13 protein-coding genes are annotated in these 17,653 nt (G+C 46.6%); 10 read left to right on the forward strand and 3 right to left on the reverse strand.

The window, feature by feature from the left end:
• The first annotated feature begins 132 nt into the window (after nucleotides 1-132).
• From AB0L18_RS26590 to murF, 3 genes are all read left to right on the forward strand, one after another.
• Nucleotides 133-1,164 carry a PorP/SprF family type IX secretion system membrane protein gene (locus tag AB0L18_RS26590; RefSeq protein ID WP_367390355.1) on the forward strand — a complete coding sequence of 344 codons (1,032 nt, stop codon included), beginning with the start codon at nucleotides 133-135 and terminating at the stop codon, nucleotides 1,162-1,164.
• A gap of 131 nt (nucleotides 1,165-1,295) precedes the next feature.
• Complete coding sequence (locus AB0L18_RS26595; protein ID WP_367390356.1) at nucleotides 1,296-2,792, forward strand: SUMF1/EgtB/PvdO family nonheme iron enzyme; 1,497 nt, start codon at nucleotides 1,296-1,298, stop codon at nucleotides 2,790-2,792.
• A 139-nt stretch (nucleotides 2,793-2,931) separates the two neighbouring features.
• Nucleotides 2,932-4,254 (forward strand): UDP-N-acetylmuramoyl-tripeptide--D-alanyl-D-alanine ligase, encoded by a 1,323-nt coding sequence (gene murF, locus AB0L18_RS26600; RefSeq protein ID WP_367390357.1) that lies wholly within the window; start codon nucleotides 2,932-2,934, stop codon nucleotides 4,252-4,254.
• Nucleotides 4,255-4,302: 48 nt separating this feature from the next.
• Here murF and AB0L18_RS26605 read toward each other — a convergent pair whose 3' ends face one another.
• Nucleotides 4,303-5,457, reverse strand: coding sequence for an arginase family protein (locus tag AB0L18_RS26605; protein WP_367390358.1), 1,155 nt, complete (start codon nucleotides 5,455-5,457; stop codon nucleotides 4,303-4,305).
• 98 nt (nucleotides 5,458-5,555) lie between these two features.
• Here AB0L18_RS26605 and AB0L18_RS26610 point away from each other — a divergent pair, with 98 nt between their 5' ends.
• From AB0L18_RS26610 to ribA, 3 genes are all read left to right on the forward strand, one after another.
• Nucleotides 5,556-6,812, forward strand: a complete 1,257-nt coding sequence (locus AB0L18_RS26610) for a Glu/Leu/Phe/Val dehydrogenase dimerization domain-containing protein (RefSeq protein ID WP_367390359.1) — start codon at nucleotides 5,556-5,558, stop codon at nucleotides 6,810-6,812.
• A 249-nt stretch (nucleotides 6,813-7,061) separates the two neighbouring features.
• The gene (locus tag AB0L18_RS26615; RefSeq protein WP_367390360.1) at nucleotides 7,062-8,525 is read left to right on the forward strand and encodes an OmpA family protein; all 1,464 of its coding nucleotides are present in this window, start codon (nucleotides 7,062-7,064) and stop codon (nucleotides 8,523-8,525) included.
• 189 nt (nucleotides 8,526-8,714) lie between these two features.
• A complete protein-coding gene (ribA, locus tag AB0L18_RS26620; RefSeq protein WP_367390361.1) occupies nucleotides 8,715-9,317 on the forward strand; it encodes a GTP cyclohydrolase II in 603 nt (200 codons plus the stop codon).
• 33 nt (nucleotides 9,318-9,350) lie between these two features.
• Here ribA and AB0L18_RS26625 read toward each other — a convergent pair whose 3' ends face one another.
• Both AB0L18_RS26625 and AB0L18_RS26630 read right to left on the reverse strand, forming a co-directional pair.
• Nucleotides 9,351-9,866 (reverse strand): hypothetical protein, encoded by a 516-nt coding sequence (locus AB0L18_RS26625; protein WP_367390362.1) that lies wholly within the window; start codon nucleotides 9,864-9,866, stop codon nucleotides 9,351-9,353.
• A gap of 139 nt (nucleotides 9,867-10,005) precedes the next feature.
• On the reverse strand, nucleotides 10,006-10,515 hold the full coding sequence (locus AB0L18_RS26630; RefSeq protein ID WP_367390363.1) for a hypothetical protein: 510 nt from the start codon (nucleotides 10,513-10,515) through the stop codon (nucleotides 10,006-10,008).
• Nucleotides 10,516-10,777: 262 nt separating this feature from the next.
• Here AB0L18_RS26630 and AB0L18_RS26635 point away from each other — a divergent pair, with 262 nt between their 5' ends.
• The 4 genes from AB0L18_RS26635 to AB0L18_RS26650 all read left to right on the forward strand — a co-directional run bounded on the left by AB0L18_RS26635 (nucleotide 10,778) and on the right by AB0L18_RS26650 (nucleotide 17,653).
• Nucleotides 10,778-11,356, forward strand: a complete 579-nt coding sequence (locus tag AB0L18_RS26635) for a pentapeptide repeat-containing protein (RefSeq protein ID WP_367390364.1) — start codon at nucleotides 10,778-10,780, stop codon at nucleotides 11,354-11,356.
• Nucleotides 11,357-11,466: 110 nt separating this feature from the next.
• Nucleotides 11,467-14,694 carry a PDZ domain-containing protein gene (locus AB0L18_RS26640; RefSeq protein ID WP_367390365.1) on the forward strand — a complete coding sequence of 1,076 codons (3,228 nt, stop codon included), beginning with the start codon at nucleotides 11,467-11,469 and terminating at the stop codon, nucleotides 14,692-14,694.
• A gap of 172 nt (nucleotides 14,695-14,866) precedes the next feature.
• Nucleotides 14,867-16,288, forward strand: a complete 1,422-nt coding sequence (locus tag AB0L18_RS26645; RefSeq protein WP_367390366.1) for an SDR family oxidoreductase — start codon at nucleotides 14,867-14,869, stop codon at nucleotides 16,286-16,288.
• 117 nt (nucleotides 16,289-16,405) lie between these two features.
• Nucleotides 16,406-17,653 carry a putative DNA modification/repair radical SAM protein gene (locus AB0L18_RS26650; RefSeq protein ID WP_367390367.1) on the forward strand — a complete coding sequence of 416 codons (1,248 nt, stop codon included), beginning with the start codon at nucleotides 16,406-16,408 and terminating at the stop codon, nucleotides 17,651-17,653.

Below are 17,653 nucleotides of genomic sequence, written 5' to 3' on the forward strand. Positions count from 1 at the left end.
GTCGTTTAACTGCATAGCAATTATTATTTGTCACTGCTGGCAGACCAATTGTGTTAAAAATTTTGGGATGCGAATAGGGTTTGTTAGTTTGGTCTTCTGAAAAATTAAGAATCGCCTAATAATCGCGCAGCTATGAGGAGAAAGTTACACGTACTAGTGGGTTTGTTGTTGGTATTGACGGCTTCCCTGCAAGCCCAAGACCCTGTTTTTAGCCAATTTTATGCTGCTCCTCTTCAGCTCAACCCGGCTTTTGCCGGAACGACAATAGCCCCCCGTTTTACTTTTAATCATCGCAACCAATACCCCAACTGGCCCAATGCGTATATTACTTATGCAGCTTCTTTTGAGCAAGAAATTGAATCGCTCAACAGTGGTTTTGGCATTCAAGTCATGACAGATGCCGCGGGTGATGGTCTTTATAAAACGCATCAGGTGTCGGGAATTTATTCCTACCGCATACAGCTGGGCCGTGAAACCAACGTACGGATTGGTTTAGAAGCAGGCTTTTATCAAGCACGTGTTGCTTGGGATCGTCTACAATTTGGGGATCAAATTGATGAAACGGATGGTTTTTCAAGCAATGGTATTCCTTTTTTAACGGAAGAAAACCAACCTGCTTCACTTACGACTACTTTGTTCGATGCCTCAGCGGGTATCCTGTTTTACAACCGCAATGTATACGGTGGGCTTACACTAAAACACCTCAATCGCCCCAACGAAACCTTCCTTGCCATCAATGAAAATCTCTTTGCAGGAAGGCCACTACGAATAACATTACACGGAGGGGCAGAATTTGATCTAGGTCGGCGCAATAAGCGTGGAGGAACGACGTTTATTTCACCGAATGCCATGTTTGTAAAGCAGGGGGATGTAGGGCAAATCATGCTCGGAACCTATCTAGGCACTGGCAGTATTTTTGGTGGTGCGTGGTTTCGTCACAATTTCACGCTCGCTGATGCTGCTGTTTTTTCCGTTGGTGTTCGCCAGGGTGTTTTTCGGATTGCTTACAGCTATGATATGACGGTTTCCAGCTTGGCTGATGTGCCTAGTGGTACAGGAAACACTCACGAGATAGCCCTGATTATCAACTTGGAAGATAGTAAAGTATTGGAGCGCAAAAGGCACTCCTCTCGCTGGAACAACTGCTTCAAAATGTTTAATTAAACGAAGCCAGTTGACCATAATAAATGTTAAAGTTCGCATTTTTGTGTCCAAGGATTGCGGAGGACGTTAGCTCGCTACCGTTTTTCTCCTATATTTGTTGGTCGATTCGCAAAATTAACTCGGTAAAGGGAATGAAAAATCTGTTAAAATTGGGCTCCATCGCTATGGGCCTCGCGCTGGTGTTGAGTTCGTGTGGAAAAAAAGAATCCTCGGACATCACCGGCTGGAATTTCAATGACACCAAATGGGGTGGCTTCGAAAAGAATCTTGATTATGAAGGGCAACCTACGGGACCAAATCTGGTATTAATCCCCGGTGGTACTTTTGTAATGGGTTTCACCGAAGCAGACGTAACGTTTGACTGGGATAATACTCCTCGTCGGGTTACTGTTTCGTCATTCTATATGGATGAAACTGAAATCTCCAACCACAACTACCGTGAATACCTCTACTGGACCAAGAGAGTCTTTGGAGAAAGTTATCCGGAAGTTTATCTCAATGGCTTACCTGATACACTGGTATGGCGTGATGAATTATCTTTCAACGAACCACTGGTGGAAACTTATTTCCGTCACCCTTCTTACGACGACTACCCAGTCGTCGGTGTAAGCTGGTCACAGGCAAATGAGTTCTGTAAGTGGCGTTCTGATCGTGTGAATGAGGCTATCCTCATTGAGCGCGGCATTCTTAACCCTAACATGGAACAAAAGGATGAAGATAACTTCAACACTCAAGCTTACCTTGTAGGTCAGTACCAGGGAGATGTACGTAAAAACCTCAAAGATCTACAGACAGGAGGTGAAAGACCTGTTCGTTTCGAAGACGGTATCGTATTACCTGAATACCGCCTCCCTACGGAAGCGGAGTGGGAATATGCTGCTCTGGCTTTGATCGGTCTTCAGGAAAATGAAAAAGACGAATTGTATACCGATCGTCGCATTTATCCTTGGAATGGATCTTCTGTACGTTATCAGAAACGTGACAAATACCAAGGTTACATTCAGGCCAACTTTAAGCGTGGCCGAGGTGACTACATGGGTGTTGCCGGTCGCTTGAACGATAATGCATGTCCTACTGCACCAGTGCGTGCTTACCTGCCTAATGACTTTGGTCTGTACAATATGGCTGGTAACGTAAACGAATGGGTACTTGACCTCTATCGTCCTTTGACCACTACTGACCTGGTAGATGCTGACAACCACGATATGAACCCTTACCGTGGTAACAAATTCCAGCACATGGAATTGGATGAGGATGGCCGTCCTATTGAAAAAGACAGCCTTGGTCGTCTTCGTTACCGCTACGTTGAGGATGAAGAAGCTGCTGATCGCGAGAACTACAAAGTAGGTATGGCTTATAACTTCCTTGATGGTGACCAGCAGTCTGAAGCTTATTACGATTACGGTCGTCACACTTTGATCAGTGATGAAGCTCGGGTATACAAAGGTGGCTCTTGGGCTGACCGTGCTTACTGGTTGTCTCCTGGTACACGTCGTTTCAAAGATGAGAACAAAGGGGACCGCGCCATTGGATTCCGCTGTGCGATGATCCGGATGGGTGCACCTACCAATAACGAAGAAGAAAGTGGACACTTCTTCAAGACGAAACGTAGCAGCCGTCGTCGCTAGAAATTTTCAGCGGTACTGAAAATTTACTTTCAGAAAAGCCATTCTGCTCTTTGTAGAATGGCTTTTCTGTTATATTTGGGCCTACTTTCTTAACAGAACTGAGATGTTAAAAATATCCAGTCTACTTCTGTAAATATTTATGGCTTTCACAACAATCGATAGCTTATTACAGCTTTTTTTAGAATGTAAGCGGGTTTGTACGGATACTCGTAAGTTGTTAAAAGGTGATTTGTTCTTCGCTTTAAGAGGAGAGCATTTCGATGGCAATCGTTTTGCGGATCAAGCCTTAGCCAACGGAGCGGCCTATGTTGTTGTTGACAATGCAGAGGTGGTAAAAGACACCCGTTATCTCTTGGTAGAAGATACCTTGATAGCATTACAGGACTTGGCCCGTGCATACCGCCAGCAGTTGAACATTCCCATTTTGGCCATTACGGGCAGCAATGGCAAGACGACGACCAAAGAACTTGTGGCTGCCGTATTATGCAAAGCGCACCAAACACATTTCACACAAGGTAATTTTAACAACCACATTGGTGTTCCACTCACCCTGTTAGCGATGCCTTTAACGACTGAAATTGCAGTCATTGAAATGGGAGCTAACCACCAAGGAGAGATCGCTGAACTTTGTGATATTGCCGAACCAACCCACGGGCTGATCACCAATATTGGCAAGGCTCACCTGGAAGGATTTGGAGGTATTGAGGGGGTCAAAAAAGGAAAATCAGAACTGTATGCTTATTTAGCAGCTCATCAAGGAGTTGCTTTCATCAATTTAGAAGAAAATCATTTAGAAGAATTGGCGACGCAACGTGGGGTCAAACGGAAAATTGACTATTGCCTGAGCAGTACGCCTGATCCAACGACTCCCTATTATGAGGTACGCCTAGATCAACTCAACCCTACCATCAAGGTAGCGTTTCTGAAACCCGATGGCAATATCAGAACCGTAGAAAGCAGCCTTTCTGGGCAGCATAATCTACAAAATATTATGACTGCAATCGCTGTGGGCAAATACTTCAAAGTTTCTTCCCACTTGATTGCAGAAGGAATCTCGGAATACACGCCTAGTAATAATCGTTCACAAAGACTGGAACACCGTGGAGTAGGTATTTATCTAGACGCTTACAATGCCAACCCATCGAGCATGCGAGCTGCCTTGCAAAATTTCGCTGCGGAATCCAAAGGAGCACAAACGGTCATTTTGGGTGATATGTTGGAATTAGGTCAAACTTCAGCAGTTGAGCATCTGGAAATTGCACGACTGGCAAGCGCTCTTTCCTTTGCGAATATTATACTGGTGGGTCCTCATTTCTCTGAAGCAGCTAAATCATTGGGGGTACCTCATTTCAACAATGTACAAGAAGTGAATGCTGCCCTGGATTGGGCGACATTCGCAGGGACAGAAATGCTCATTAAAGGCTCTAGGGGGATGAAATTGGAACAATTATTGGTACAGTAAATATTTTCAATCAGCACTTATTGATTGACGTCCCCTCCTACTCCAGCACTAAAATCGCCGGAAAGCATTCCACAGCCGATCTGGTAATTCTTGCTGTGTAGCTTTCTTATAGTCTGAATAACTACAAGGGATCAGGCGGTGGCGCTGCTGCTTCCGACTGGTCTTAGTGGGTACTTGTAGCCACCAGCGGCCACTACGTGGGCTCTTCCAAAAAGTAAGTTTTTCTTCTTGTCCTTTCCAATCAACTACATATTCGGTGAGGCCCTTATTGGTGACCGGATAATCACCCAATCGCTGATGGTAACCTTCGGTGAAATACCACACCAATTGGGCTACCGCCTGCGCTGTTGCTGGTAATTTTCTTTTCGAATTACTATCAATTCCATAAATGCCAAAGGAACGAAGTTTATCGCTCATCCCTGCATAACGACATAACTGAGCAGCCTCTTCGAGAAAGAACCCACTAGGGCTGGGATTCAATTGCCCGGGTGCTTCCGACTGCTTGAGCGCATCAAGATGAAGTGCAATAATGTCGGCATCTCTCAGCTGAGGTTCTACCTCCGCAAGGTTTTCTCGGGCTTGGCCCAAACGCAGGTACTCATAATGTTGTTCTTCCAACCAATCTATGATTGCCGGATCGGTAAAATGTGCCTGAGGTCCAATGAGGCTAAGGTGAAATACACTTTCTTGCCGGTGACGAAATAAGTGATTCAAGTATTTCGCCGAAGATTTCTTCCCATCCGTACTAATGGGAACCTGCTCGTCAATGAGGGCAATGCTAACCAAATCCCGTAGGTTTAAAAAGGATTGGAACTGTGCATAAAAAAGATGAGGGTTTCCCCCGATCAGGATAGGGAATAACTGACTATCCATCACTTCCCGTAATAGCGGGATGACAAAATCCTCATTGGTCTTACGTAAGTTGCCTAAATCGGTAAATTTCAGATCTGTAAAGGCCCAACTCATCGGATAAAGCGCTTCTCTTACAGCATCCGCCGCAGTAGCATCCAGGCCGATTAAAACGCATTGCTTAGGACTGAGGCTTCCCTTACCACCTTTATAGAAGGTAATATGCTGACCCCAGCTGTGTGGTGCAAAAGCTGTTGCAGAAGTAAAAGCCGTAGGTTCCAACCAGTGATCAAACATACCGACAAAGTAATTGATGCTCAAATAATCTATGCGCCGAAAATAGGAAATTGACACCGCTTTGTTCGCTTTTAACTCATTATTCTTCCAATTTCCTATATTTGCTACGCCAAAAATTACTTGCCTTAGCAAGTATTACCAAACAGAACCAAAACATGAATAATTTATTGCGGCTGTATCAGCAGAAGCGCCCTGAAATTGTTTTCGAATGGTACGACGAGCCCACCGGAGCTGAAGGTTGGATTGTCATCAATAGTTTAAGAAACGGCGCCGCTGGAGGAGGCACACGAATGCGCCAAGGGCTCACCAAAGAAGAAGTAGTATCGCTGGCCAAAGTAATGGAAATCAAGTTTTCTGTAGCGGGCCCTAGCATTGGTGGAGCAAAATCAGGCATTAATTTCGACCCCAAAGACCCGCGTCGCCACGAAGTATTACAGCGTTGGTACAAAGCCGTTTTTCCCATCCTGAAAAGCTACTACGGTACTGGTGGAGACTTGAATGTTGACGAACTCAAAGACGTTATTCCAATCACGGAAGACTTGGGTTTATGGCATCCGCAGGAAGGTATTGTCAATGGCCATTTGAATACCAATAAAGGAGACAAGATCAATATCATCGGCCAGTTACGTTATGGTTGTGCCAAATTGGTAGAAGATGCTGAATACACCCCCGATGGCCCTAAGAAGTTTGCCGTAGCTGATTTAATCACGGGGTACGGTGTTGCCGAATCGGTGCGTCATTTTTACGACCTTTTCCACCAAGGTACAGCTGCTGGGAAAACGGCCATTATACAAGGCTGGGGCAATGTAGCGGCTACTGCAGCCTCTTACCTTACGCTACAAGGTGTAAAAATCATAGGTATCATCGATCGCGAAGGAGGGCTAATTGCCCCTGAAGGTTTAGGTGTTGAAGAAATCAAGGAGCTCTTTATCAATAAATCAGGCAACGCACTGGAGGTAGATAATATGCTTTCCTTTGATGAAGTGAACGATAAAATCTGGTCCCTGGGCGCAGATATCTTCATCCCTGGCGCCGCATCCAAACTCGTCACGCCCGAACAAGTAGCGATGATGCAGGCTGGTGGCATTGAGGTTATTGCCTGTGGTGCCAATGTACCCTTTATTGATGATGGCATTTTCTTTGGACCAACAGCTACTCGCCTTGACCAGGAAATTGCCTTAATTCCTGACTTTATTGCGAATTGTGGGATGGCTCGGGTATTTGCCTATCTCATGCAGCCGGATATTGAAGTGACGGATCAAGCCATCTTTAAAGATGTATCAGCAACGATTCGACGTGCTTTACGCACTGTGCAAGAAGCTGCTCCTCAACCGAAGGGGATCTCAATGACGGCACTAAATATCGCCTTGGAACAGTTATTGGCAGACCAAAAAGCTTCCGTGGCTTCATAAATTACTGATTTTGGGTCAGAAAGATGGCTTTTCTGGCCCAATTTTTGGTAGAGCAGGAAAATTAACAATATCTTTGCTGAGTTAAAAGCCTATTTTTGGGGCTAAAGAAAACTACCCAAAAACTGTATAAAGTTTGGTGAAACACTTACCATTATCAAGCGTAAACAAGGTTTGACCTTATGGGTCAGGCCTTTTCTATTTATTTCCCAAAAACAAGAACCCTTGAACATGAATTTGAAAATAACTCCTATGATGATGAAAATTACAGCAATCCTTACCACTATGGCACTTCTCCTTTGTGGAAGTGTAAGCCTAAAAGCACAGTCAACTGGCTCTAATTCGAAGCCAAAAGATATGTACGAATTAGGTGTACAAGGCGGTTACCTGTTCGTTGCTGGCGAAATCGACCCTGAATTTGGTTATGCTTATGGCATCCACCTCCGCAAAGCTACTGACTACCTCTTCTCTCTTCGCCTTGACCTCATGATGGGTAATGCCAAAGGGATGGGTAAAGACGGTAGTGATTTGTGGGATTTTGAGACCAACTACTCTGCGGCTACAGTTTTAGGCGTATTTAGCTTAAATAACGTCCGCTTGGATCGACCAAAGAAAAAAGTGAATCTTTACGCCATGGTAGGCGGCGGTTTGAACATGTTCGAAGTAGTGGAATACAATACCCCTGGTATTGTTTTCCCAAGAACCGGTTCGGTCGCTTCAGAAATCGCTCCTCATGCTACACTCGGAGCAGGTGTCTCTTTCCGTTTAAGTAATAAAATCAATGTCGGTTTTGAACACCAGGTCACCGGCCTATTTGGACAACGCTCTGACTTACTGGACGGCTTGAACAAAGAAGCGGTTGGCGGAGCTACCTCGGTAGCTGGAGATCTTTTGCATTTCACCAGCCTGCAAATGAACTTCAACCTTGGCAATCCTGCTTCGCGCAGCGAGCCCCTCTACTGGGGAAGCCTGGGCGAAGACATTATGTCCAGCATTGATGAAGTCAAGAAGCGTCAGGATACCGCCTTGGCAGATACGGATCAGGATGGTGTTATTGATGCCATTGACCAAGAGCCTAATACTCCTGCCAATGTGCCTGTAGACACTAAAGGCCGTACCCTTGACAGTGATAAAGACGGTGTTGCGGACTACAAAGACCTGGAGCCTTACTACCCACCACGTGCAGGTGAGCGCGTCAACGAAGATGGTGTGGTCATCAACCCTATTGCTGGTCCGGGTGGAGGCGTTACGGAAGAGCGGGTGCAAGAAATGATCGATGAAGCCCTGAGCCAATACGGCCTAACAGAGCCTAAGAATAATGTTGCAGAATGGTTTTTGCCAATGATCCACTTCGGCACAGACAACTTTACGGTGAAATACTCTGATTACGGTACACTGGCCAGTTTGGCACGTATGCTCAAGTCTAACCCTGACATGCGCCTGGTTATTACCGGCTACACCGACAAAACAGGCCCTGAAGCTTACAATACGAACCTGAGCTACCAACGCGCAGATGCAGTTGCCAAGCACCTGGTCAACCAACACGGGATTGGCCGCGGACGTTTGGTTATTCAGTACAAAGGTTTCGAAGACGCCCTTGTACCCTCTAATTCAAGCTATATGAACCGTCGGGTAGAGTTCCGGGTAGCAGGCCCTACCGATGTAGAAATGGATCGCCCTACTGGCCTAAAGCCTGGTGGTGGTGACGGTTACTAGAAATTAGTACTACGAAAAAACACAAATGCCCGCTGAGTGATTCAGTGGGCATTTGTGTTGAAGGCTGTAAGTAAAGAATACACAACCAATCACCGGGAATAGGTGTTAATATTGTTCAATTAGAGCCTTCACTTCCTTACCTTTGTTTTTTTTATGGAATGTAAAGCGGAAACCATCACGCACCCAAGCATGTCAGGACAGCACCTCAAGCGGCAAGCCGAAGCGCTCATCCCCACTCCGTGGGGTAATTTTCGGATGTTGGCCTACGCAGAAAGTGAAGAAGAGTGGATGCCTCACATCGCTCTCGTCCACGAAGATTACAAAGAGGGAGAACCTACCTTGATTCGCCTACATTCAGAGTGTATCACGGGGGATTTGTTCGGTTCAAAACGCTGTGATTGTGGAGAGCAGCTTCACTATGCATTAGAACATATTGCGGAAGAAAAAGGCATCTTGCTCTACCTTCGTCAGGAAGGCCGAGGTATCGGGATTATCAACAAATTAAAGGCCTATCAGTTACAAGACCAGGGGCTGAATACCATTGACGCTAATCTGCACTTGGGATTGGAAGTGGATGCCCGGCAGTATGATATTGGGATTTCCATGTTGCAGGATTTGGGTGTAAAACAAGTCCACTTATTGACCAATAACCCCGAAAAAGTGGATGCCCTCGACCAATCCATTATAGAGGTTATTTCCCGGCAACCGATCATCATTTCTCCCCACGACGAAAATGCAGGATACCTAAAGACCAAACAACAGGATATGGGGCACTTATTTGATTTGTTCTAACAAGATGTCTGAGAGGCTTTGGCGTCCTTGCGATTAAAACGTATAGCGTACTGCCAGTGCACCATTGTCGCCACCAAAGCCATTGTTGTAACCTGTGATCCGAAAAGCAGGTACCCAATCGAGACTGATGTTAATCGGTGCATCAGGAAACTTAAAGTCTAAGCCTAGGAAGCCAAGCAACGCGATACCGGTGCGATCACTATCATCGATGAAGCCATTGTTATCGCTAAAAAAGGAGACGCCACCGCCAATACCGTAGTACCACTGCAAGCCATTTACTTCCTTGATAGGGTTATGTACCTGATAACCAATACCTATTCCGAAACTACTGTATCTAAAATTACCATTATTCTTTCTGCTTCCATAGTTACGAAAAGAGAGAAAACCTTCTACAGCATTGTTTGAGCCGCCCAAAAAGACTTTGTAGGAAACAGAGGCCGGGTAGCCTAGCCGCAGACCAATGGCTTTGTTGTAGCCTTGAGCTTGTAGGCTGCTGATGGTAAGGAAGATGCCTAAGAAGAAAAGTAAAAAATAACGATGTTGGATCATGATTGTCTAATTTAAGGGGGAATAGAGTAACAAACCACAAAGATAACATCTTCCCTAAAAAACCTTAACGATACTTTAGACAAAACCAAAGTATCGTTAAGGTATGCTGGATGCTTAGAGCTTATTTGGTACGAGGCTATTAAAACGTATAGCGAATAGCAAGTGCACCATTATCAGCACCAAAACCATCACCATAGCCACTGATGTAGAAGGTAGGTACCCAATCAAGGCTTAGGTTTACCGGAGCACTGGCAAATTTGTAATCCAAACCGAGGTAGCCTTGAATCCCAAGTGACAAGCTGGCCTCATCGGCAAAACCTGAAAATTCGTCATCATACGACCAGAAATAAACAGAAGCACCACCTCCGTAGTACCACTGCAAACCATCTACCTCACTGATCGGATTGTGCACCTGATAAGCACCACCTACACCAATGCGGGTCCATCCGTAAGAAAATACTTTTTGAGAACGATAGTTCACAAATGCTTCAATGGCATTATTAGAGCTACCAAGAAACGTCTTGTAAGAAATTGAGGCGGGATAGCCCAAACGCAGACCAATGGCTTTTTGATAGTCTTGCCCTTGCAAGCTACTGAAGCCCAGTACACAACAAAAAACAGTCATTACAATAAAACGTAAACGGGTCATAATAAGGTTATTTAGTAAGTGATAAAAAAGACTACTTTTCACACAGCTGTCCATAGCTTAGTCTCCCTATAACTAATAGGTGTTACTGTTTTTTTTAAAAAATAGAAAGAATGGAGTAGCGCATATAGAATGGCCTGTTACAGCCGACGTACGCTTTGCAGTAGATGTTGCCCGGCAAATATAACAAGGATTTTCATTTCTTTAAGAAAGGGAGTATATTTTCTATCTTTAATAGAGAACAGCATAAAAACAAGTTCAAATTATGCCTGAGAACTACTTTACCGAAATCACCTATCAGGGTGATGATTTTTCTCGCCAAGGTGTGCCTTCAGGCGCCTATGAAGACTGCCGATTCCGTAATTGTATTTTCACGGATTGTGATCTTAGTGGCCTGCGCTTTACGGATTGCGAATTTCAGGATTGTGACTTGAGCAATGCCGTTGTCCAGGATACTGCTTTTCAAGAAGTGCGCTTTAGCGACTGTAAATTGCTGGGCATTCTTTTCTCCGATTGCCGCACCTTTCGCTTCAAAGTAGACTTTTTCGCCTGCCAACTCAACTGGGCTTCTTTTCAAGCACTTCCCATGAAAGGTACTCGTTTTGAGAAGTGCCAATTAATCGAAACCGACTTCACCCAAACCCAATTGGAGGGTGCCATTTTTGACGCCGTAAACCTCGAAGGTGCAGTCTTCTTTCGAACCCATTTAGTAGGTGCCGACTTTCGAACAGCCGACCATTTCTCCATTGATCCCGAGGAGAATGATTTAAGGAAAGCTCACTTTTCAGCCCATTCTCTGGCTGGCCTTTTAGGGAAATATCAGCTTCGTATCGAGGGAGATTAGCTTCCCAAGGACGGGTAATCCTCTGGCAGAAAGCGGGGCTGCAGCTAGTACAAGAGACAAACCTATAAATATTTTACCTTATTTTACCTTCCAAATAAAACCTACCATTCATGAAACTGCTCTACAGTTTACTTTTCGCCCTCTCGTTTTGCACTTTAGCGGGCCAAGGCACCCAGCTGCTCCGCCAGCCAACGCTTAGCCGAAACCACGTGGTGTTCGTCTACGCCAACGACCTCTGGAAGGCCGACCGTTCGGGAGGAACGGCCGTACGACTGACCACTCATGAAGGCTACGAATCCCTGCCGCACTTCTCTCCTGACGAGCAATGGATCGCCTTTACGGCAGCTTATGATGGCAATACCGATGTCTACGTTATCCCGGCCGAGGGAGGCACGCCACAACGCCTTACCTGGCACCCGGATGGTGATTTTGTTACTGGATGGACGCCGGATGGACAGGTGCTTTTTCGCTCCGGCAGAGAGGGCCGACCTACCCAGACCAATAAGCTTTATTCCGTCTCCCTGAAAGGTGGGCTACCAGTAGCACTGGACATACCGCGTGCTGCTTACGGCGAAATTTCCGCCAATGGGCAATACCTCGCCTACGTCCCTATCACTTCCTGGGATCCTGAATGGCGCAATTATCGTGGCGGGCAGGCGATGCCCATCTGGATTGTCGATCTCAAAACCAAAGCACTTACGCGCACGCCACAGCCAACCCAGGAGCGGCACCTTGACCCCGTTTGGTGGGAGGGTAAAATTTATTACCTCTCGGAACGAGACCTCGCCAGTAACATCTGGATGTACGACCCCGCTAATGGTAACGAAGAGCAAGTTACGTTCCACAAAAAATTCGATGTCAAAAGCCTTGATGCCGGGCCCGATGCCCTGGTCTATGAGCAAGGAGGTTACCTTCATGTGCTAGACCCAACCACCAAAAAGAGCACCCAAATTGCCATAGAAGTAAAAGGTGATCAAAACTTTGCCCGGCCTCGCTGGGAAGACATCTCTGCTCGTGACTGGGACAATCCCCAGCTATCCCCTACCGGTCAGCGGGTCATCCTTGAGCATCGGGGAGAAATTTTTACGGTACCCAAAGAAAAAGGCAGTTGGCGCAACCTCACCAACAATTCTGGTGCTGCCGACCGCAACCCGATCTGGTCGCCCAAAGGTGATCAAGTTGCTTGGTTTTCAGATGTTAGTGGAGAATACCAACTGCAACTGGCCGACCAACAAGGCAAGCTCATCAAGACTTATGCCCTGCCTAATCCTACCTTCTATTTCCGGCCGGCCTGGTCGCCAGATGGGCGATATATTGCCTACACGGATACTGATTACAACATCTGGTGCCTTGATCTCACGACCGGAAACACAAAACTAGCCGATACCGATCGGTACGCGCATCCTAATCGCGCGATGAATCCCGTATGGTCGCCGGATAGCAAATGGCTGGCCTACGCCAAACAATTGGAAAGTCATTTTAAGGTGGCATTTGCCTTTCAGGTAGAGACCGGCGAACGCATCCAGTTGACGGATGGGATGGCTGATGTGATTTCACCGGTATGGGACAAAGGAGGAAAATACCTCTACTTTTTAGCCAGTACCGATTATGGCCTGAACTCTGGATGGTTGGACATGAGTTCTTTTGATCCAGCGATCAGCCGCAGCTTGTACTGCCTGGTGCTGTCAGCAAAAGCAGAAGGACCAACTTTGGTAGAGAGCGACGAGGAGCCGGTTGGCCCGAAGGAAGAGGAAGAGGAAGAAAAAAGCAAAGACGAAGCCATTACGGTAAACATTGATCCGCAAGGGCTCTTTGGCAGAACGGTAGCTCTCAACGTACCCAGTGGCAACTATATGGGCTTAGAAGCAGGCCTCGCCAATGAAGTCTTCTTGTTGGAAAGCGTACCCAAAACACCCGGGGCTACTGTACACAAGTACAAGCTAGAAGACCATAAGAAAGAAGAATTTTTGACGGGTGTTAGAAATTTCATCACCAGCAATGATGGAGCTCACCTGCTTTATCAAACCAGCAATTGGCACATTGTAGCTACCAAAAGCACTCCTAAAGCGGGCGATGGAAAACTAGACGCTGATTTGAAGATAGCTGTAGATCCACAAGCAGAATATCACCAGATCTTTAAGGAAGGTTGGCGCTATATGCGCGACTTTCTGTACGTGGATAATGTCCATGGCGCGCCTTGGGACAAAGTCTACGAATGGTACGCCCCGTGGATTGACCACGTCCGTCATCGCACCGACCTGAACTATGTAGTAGACATCATGAGTGGGGAGGTGGCCATTGGGCACTCGTACGTAAGTGGTGGCGACTTTCCCGATACCGATCGGGTGCCTGTGGGACTACTAGGTTGTGATTTTAGAGAACAAAATGGGTATTACCAAATTGCCAAAATCTATACGGGTGAACAATGGAATCCCGATGTAAAAGCACCGCTTCACCTGCCGGGCTTGAACGTAAAAGAAGGCGATTATCTTCTGGCCGTTAACGGAAAAAGCCTGAGTGCCCCCACCAACCCCTACCAGCTTTTTGAACAAACCAGCGACCGGGCAATCACTATCACCGTAGCCAGCTCACCGGATGGGGCTGACCGCCGGGAGCTCTTGGTAAAACCCGTTGCCAATGAACGCGACCTCCGCTACTGGGATTGGATCGAAGGCAATCGCCGCAAGGTAGACGAGCTTTCCGACGGGAAGCTGGCTTACGTCTACGTACCCAATACGGGTAACGGTGGCTTTACCTCCTTCAATCGCTACTATTTTGCCCAGCAAGATAAAAAAGGCGTCATTATTGATGAACGCAACAACGGCGGAGGATCGGCCGCAGATTATATGATTGATGTGATGTCGCGGACGCTGTTTGGCTTCTTCAACAGCAAGGCCAATGACCGCCGCCCGTGGACAACACCGATGGCAGGAATATGGGGCCCCAAAGTAATGCTGATCAACGAGCGAGCTGGATCGGGCGGCGACCTCCTTCCCTACATGTTCAAAGCCAAAGGCATTGGTCCGCTGGTAGGTACCCGTACCTGGGGTGGATTGGTAGGCACCTGGGATACACCGCGTTTTGTAGACGGTGGCCGCATGGTAGCCCCACGCGGTGGCTTCTTTGACACCAACGGAAACTGGGCCGTAGAGGGTGAAGGTGTAGCGCCCGACATCGAGGTCATCCAGGATCCCAAATTGGTACTTGAAGGGCATGATCCACAACTGGAACGCGCCGTAAGCGAAGCACTGAGGATGCTGGAAGAGGAAACGTTTGAATTGCCTAATGAACCTAAAGCGCCCGTGCGTTGGAAACGGCCGGAGGGGTTTAAGGAGTAACGTTCGTTGAACGCTAAGCTCCGCAGGTGTGTGTGTGTGTGTGTGTAAATGCATAAATGTATTTATACAAATAGTGTGTTCGGTATAGAGGGCTCCAAGGGCGTTGTGTAATGACCCAAAACAATCTGACCTGTTTTGGGATTATAACGATACATCAATACCCTCTTCTCCTATGCGCATCTTACTTACCGGCGTGACCGGCTACATTGGCCAACGACTGCTTCCTGTGCTTGCGCAGGAAGGGCATGAACTGGTTTGCTGTGTACGAGATCGCAAGCGCTTTGATGTTCCTCAGAATTTTGTCGACCAGGTGAAGGTCATTGAAGTAGATTTTCTCAAACCGGAGACGCTGGGTAATATCCCGAAAGATATTCAGGGAGCGTATTACCTGATTCACTCCATGTCAGGGAATGATGATTTTTCCAGTTTAGAATTACAATGTGCTACTAATTTTCGAGCGGCTGTCGCTAAGACCGACTTGCAGCAGGTGATTTACCTCAGCGGAATCGTCAATGAAGACAATCTCTCCAAGCATTTGGCCTCGCGCAAGGCGGTGGAAGAAGAACTGGGCAAGGGCCATTACCAACTGACCACCTTGCGGGCGGGCATCATCATTGGATCGGGAAGTGCCTCCTTTGAGATCATGAGAGACCTGGCCGAAAAGTTGCCCGTCATGATCGCGCCAAAATGGTTGAAAACCAGGTGTCAGCCTATTGGAATAAGAGATGTGATTGACTTTCTGTCGAAAAGCCTCTTCGACGAGCGTACCTATGGGCAGAGTTTCGATATTGGTGGCCCTGATGTACTTACTTACAAAGAAATGCTGTTGGGGTACGCTCAGGTCAGGGGATTAAAGCGGTACATTTTTACGGTACCCGTTATGACCCCAAGGTTATCCTCCTATTGGCTTTATTTTATCACTTCCACCTCCTACCCTTTAGCAGTGGCCTTGGTAAATAGCATGAAAATAGAGGTGGTCGCCCAAGACAACCGCTTGGCGGAATTATTGGGGATTGAGCCCTTGCCTTATTTATTGGCTTTGGAACGCACTTTCCAGAAAATTCAGAAAAATGAGATTGTTTCCAGTTGGACAGATGCCCTCTCTAGTGGACTATTGGAAAACAATTTTTCGGATTATATCAATGTTCCCACCTACGGTTGTTTTGTAGATGAGCGCATCCGCGAAGTACCTGAGCCGCAAAAAACACTAGATAGGATCTGGCAAATTGGAGGAAAAACGGGTTGGTACTATGGCGATTGGTTGTGGAAAATCCGCGGATACATGGACAAGCTGGTTGGAGGAGTAGGCTTACGCAGGGGCCGAACCCACCGCGACCAGCTCTCGGTAGGTGATGCACTCGATTTTTGGCGCGTTTTGTACGCAGACAAAGAAGAGGGTCGTTTGATGCTTTTTGCGGAGATGTTACTACCTGGGGAAGCTTGGCTGGAGTTTAAGCTGAAGGAGGGAAAATTGATACAAACTGCGACCTTCCGACCGAAAGGAATCTGGGGCAGGCTTTATTGGTATGCGGTGCTGCCATTTCATGGATTTATCTTCAACGGAATGATTGACGCCCTTGCGGGGAAAAAATAAGGTGTTCGGTAAAAAGGAATATGCTTTTTTTATCAAAAAAAACACAAATATTGTCAAGTAAATTGTTTTAATAAATTTTCTGTATTAAATTTACTGTTGACAAAAATGCAGCAGTAAATGAACGAACGGGTCAAAGAAAAACTCGAAATCCTGGCCGATGCGGCCAAGTACGATGTCTCCTGCTCCTCAAGTGGGAGCAAGCGAAAAAACACCAAAGATGGATTAGGAAATGCCACCGGCATGGGGATTTGCCACAGCTATACCGAAGATGGTCGCTGTGTGTCTTTGCTTAAAATTCTACTCACCAACCACTGTATTTTCGATTGTGCGTACTGCGTCAGTCGTAAAAGCAATGACGTAAAACGTGCGGCATTCACCGTGCAGGAGGTGGTCGATCTCACCATCAATTTTTACCGCCGCAACTATATCGAAGGACTATTCTTAAGTTCTGGAATTTTCAAAGATTCGGATTACACGATGGAACGGCTGGTGCGTATTGCTAAAGTTTTACGTACTGAGCATAAATTCAACGGTTATATCCATCTCAAGGCCATCCCGGGAGCCAGTGACGAACTCATCCACGAAGCAGGTTTATACGCCGATCGGTTGAGTGTGAATTTGGAAATCCCCTCTGAAATTAGTTTAAAGAAGGTCGCGCCAGAGAAAAATTATGCCGATGTCTACCAACCGATGAACTATCTCAAAGGCGCTATTGTAGGGCATAAGGAAGAGAAGAGAAAAATTCGGTCTACCCCCAACTTCGCACCAGCAGGGCAAAGCACCCAACTGGTGATTGGTGCTACTCCGGAAAACGATTTACATATTTTGAACCTGGCTGACAGCTTGTACACGGAGCAAAGTTTGCGTCGGGTTTATTATTCGGGCTACATCCCCATTAGTGAAGACAACCGCCTGCCAGCGCTGCGCCAACCACCACTAGTAAGAGAAAATCGGCTGTATCAAGCCGACTGGTTGCTGAGGTTCTACGGCTTTAAAGTTGATGAAATTGTGGACCAGCAGTATCCAGACCTTGATTTGGAAGTAGACCCTAAATTGGCCTATGCGCTGCGTCATCCACAGCTTTTCCCGATTGATGTCAATCAAGCTCCTTACGAAATGATATTAAGGATTCCTGGTGTGGGGGTGAAATCAGCGCGCAAAATTGTAGCGGCAAGACGACATGGGCAGCTGCGTTATGAGCATCTCAAAAAGATGGGGATTGTGATCAAGCGTGCACAGTACTTTCTGAAGTGCGCCGATAAGAATTTCAGTCATCTGGGTTTGTATCCCGAGGCGATTCGCAAAGAAATCACACAACCACAGCGCACCAAAATAGCAACCAATCAATTGAGCCTTTTTGGATAA

The sequence above is a fragment of the Lewinella sp. LCG006 genome (assembly GCF_040784935.1).
Taxonomy (GTDB): domain Bacteria; phylum Bacteroidota; class Bacteroidia; order Chitinophagales; family Saprospiraceae; genus Lewinella.

What these genes read in the sequence shown, in the direction of transcription:
- AB0L18_RS26610 (WP_367390359.1), top strand. Translation starts at nt 5,556, where the DNA reads ATGAATAATTTATTGCGGCTGTATCAGCAGAAGCGCCCTGAAATTGTT.
- AB0L18_RS26645 (WP_367390366.1), top strand. Translation starts at nt 14,867, where the DNA reads ATGCGCATCTTACTTACCGGCGTGACCGGCTACATTGGCCAACGACTG.
- AB0L18_RS26625 (WP_367390362.1), bottom strand. Translation starts at nt 9,866, where the DNA reads ATGATCCAACATCGTTATTTTTTACTTTTCTTCTTAGGCATCTTCCTT.
- AB0L18_RS26635 (WP_367390364.1), top strand. Translation starts at nt 10,778, where the DNA reads ATGCCTGAGAACTACTTTACCGAAATCACCTATCAGGGTGATGATTTT.
- AB0L18_RS26590 (WP_367390355.1), top strand. Translation starts at nt 133, where the DNA reads ATGAGGAGAAAGTTACACGTACTAGTGGGTTTGTTGTTGGTATTGACG.
- AB0L18_RS26650 (WP_367390367.1), top strand. Translation starts at nt 16,406, where the DNA reads ATGAACGAACGGGTCAAAGAAAAACTCGAAATCCTGGCCGATGCGGCC.
- AB0L18_RS26615 (WP_367390360.1), top strand. Translation starts at nt 7,062, where the DNA reads ATGATGATGAAAATTACAGCAATCCTTACCACTATGGCACTTCTCCTT.
- murF (WP_367390357.1), top strand. Translation starts at nt 2,932, where the DNA reads ATGGCTTTCACAACAATCGATAGCTTATTACAGCTTTTTTTAGAATGT.
- AB0L18_RS26595 (WP_367390356.1), top strand. Translation starts at nt 1,296, where the DNA reads ATGAAAAATCTGTTAAAATTGGGCTCCATCGCTATGGGCCTCGCGCTG.
- ribA (WP_367390361.1), top strand. Translation starts at nt 8,715, where the DNA reads ATGTCAGGACAGCACCTCAAGCGGCAAGCCGAAGCGCTCATCCCCACT.
- AB0L18_RS26630 (WP_367390363.1), bottom strand. Translation starts at nt 10,515, where the DNA reads ATGACCCGTTTACGTTTTATTGTAATGACTGTTTTTTGTTGTGTACTG.
- AB0L18_RS26640 (WP_367390365.1), top strand. Translation starts at nt 11,467, where the DNA reads ATGAAACTGCTCTACAGTTTACTTTTCGCCCTCTCGTTTTGCACTTTA.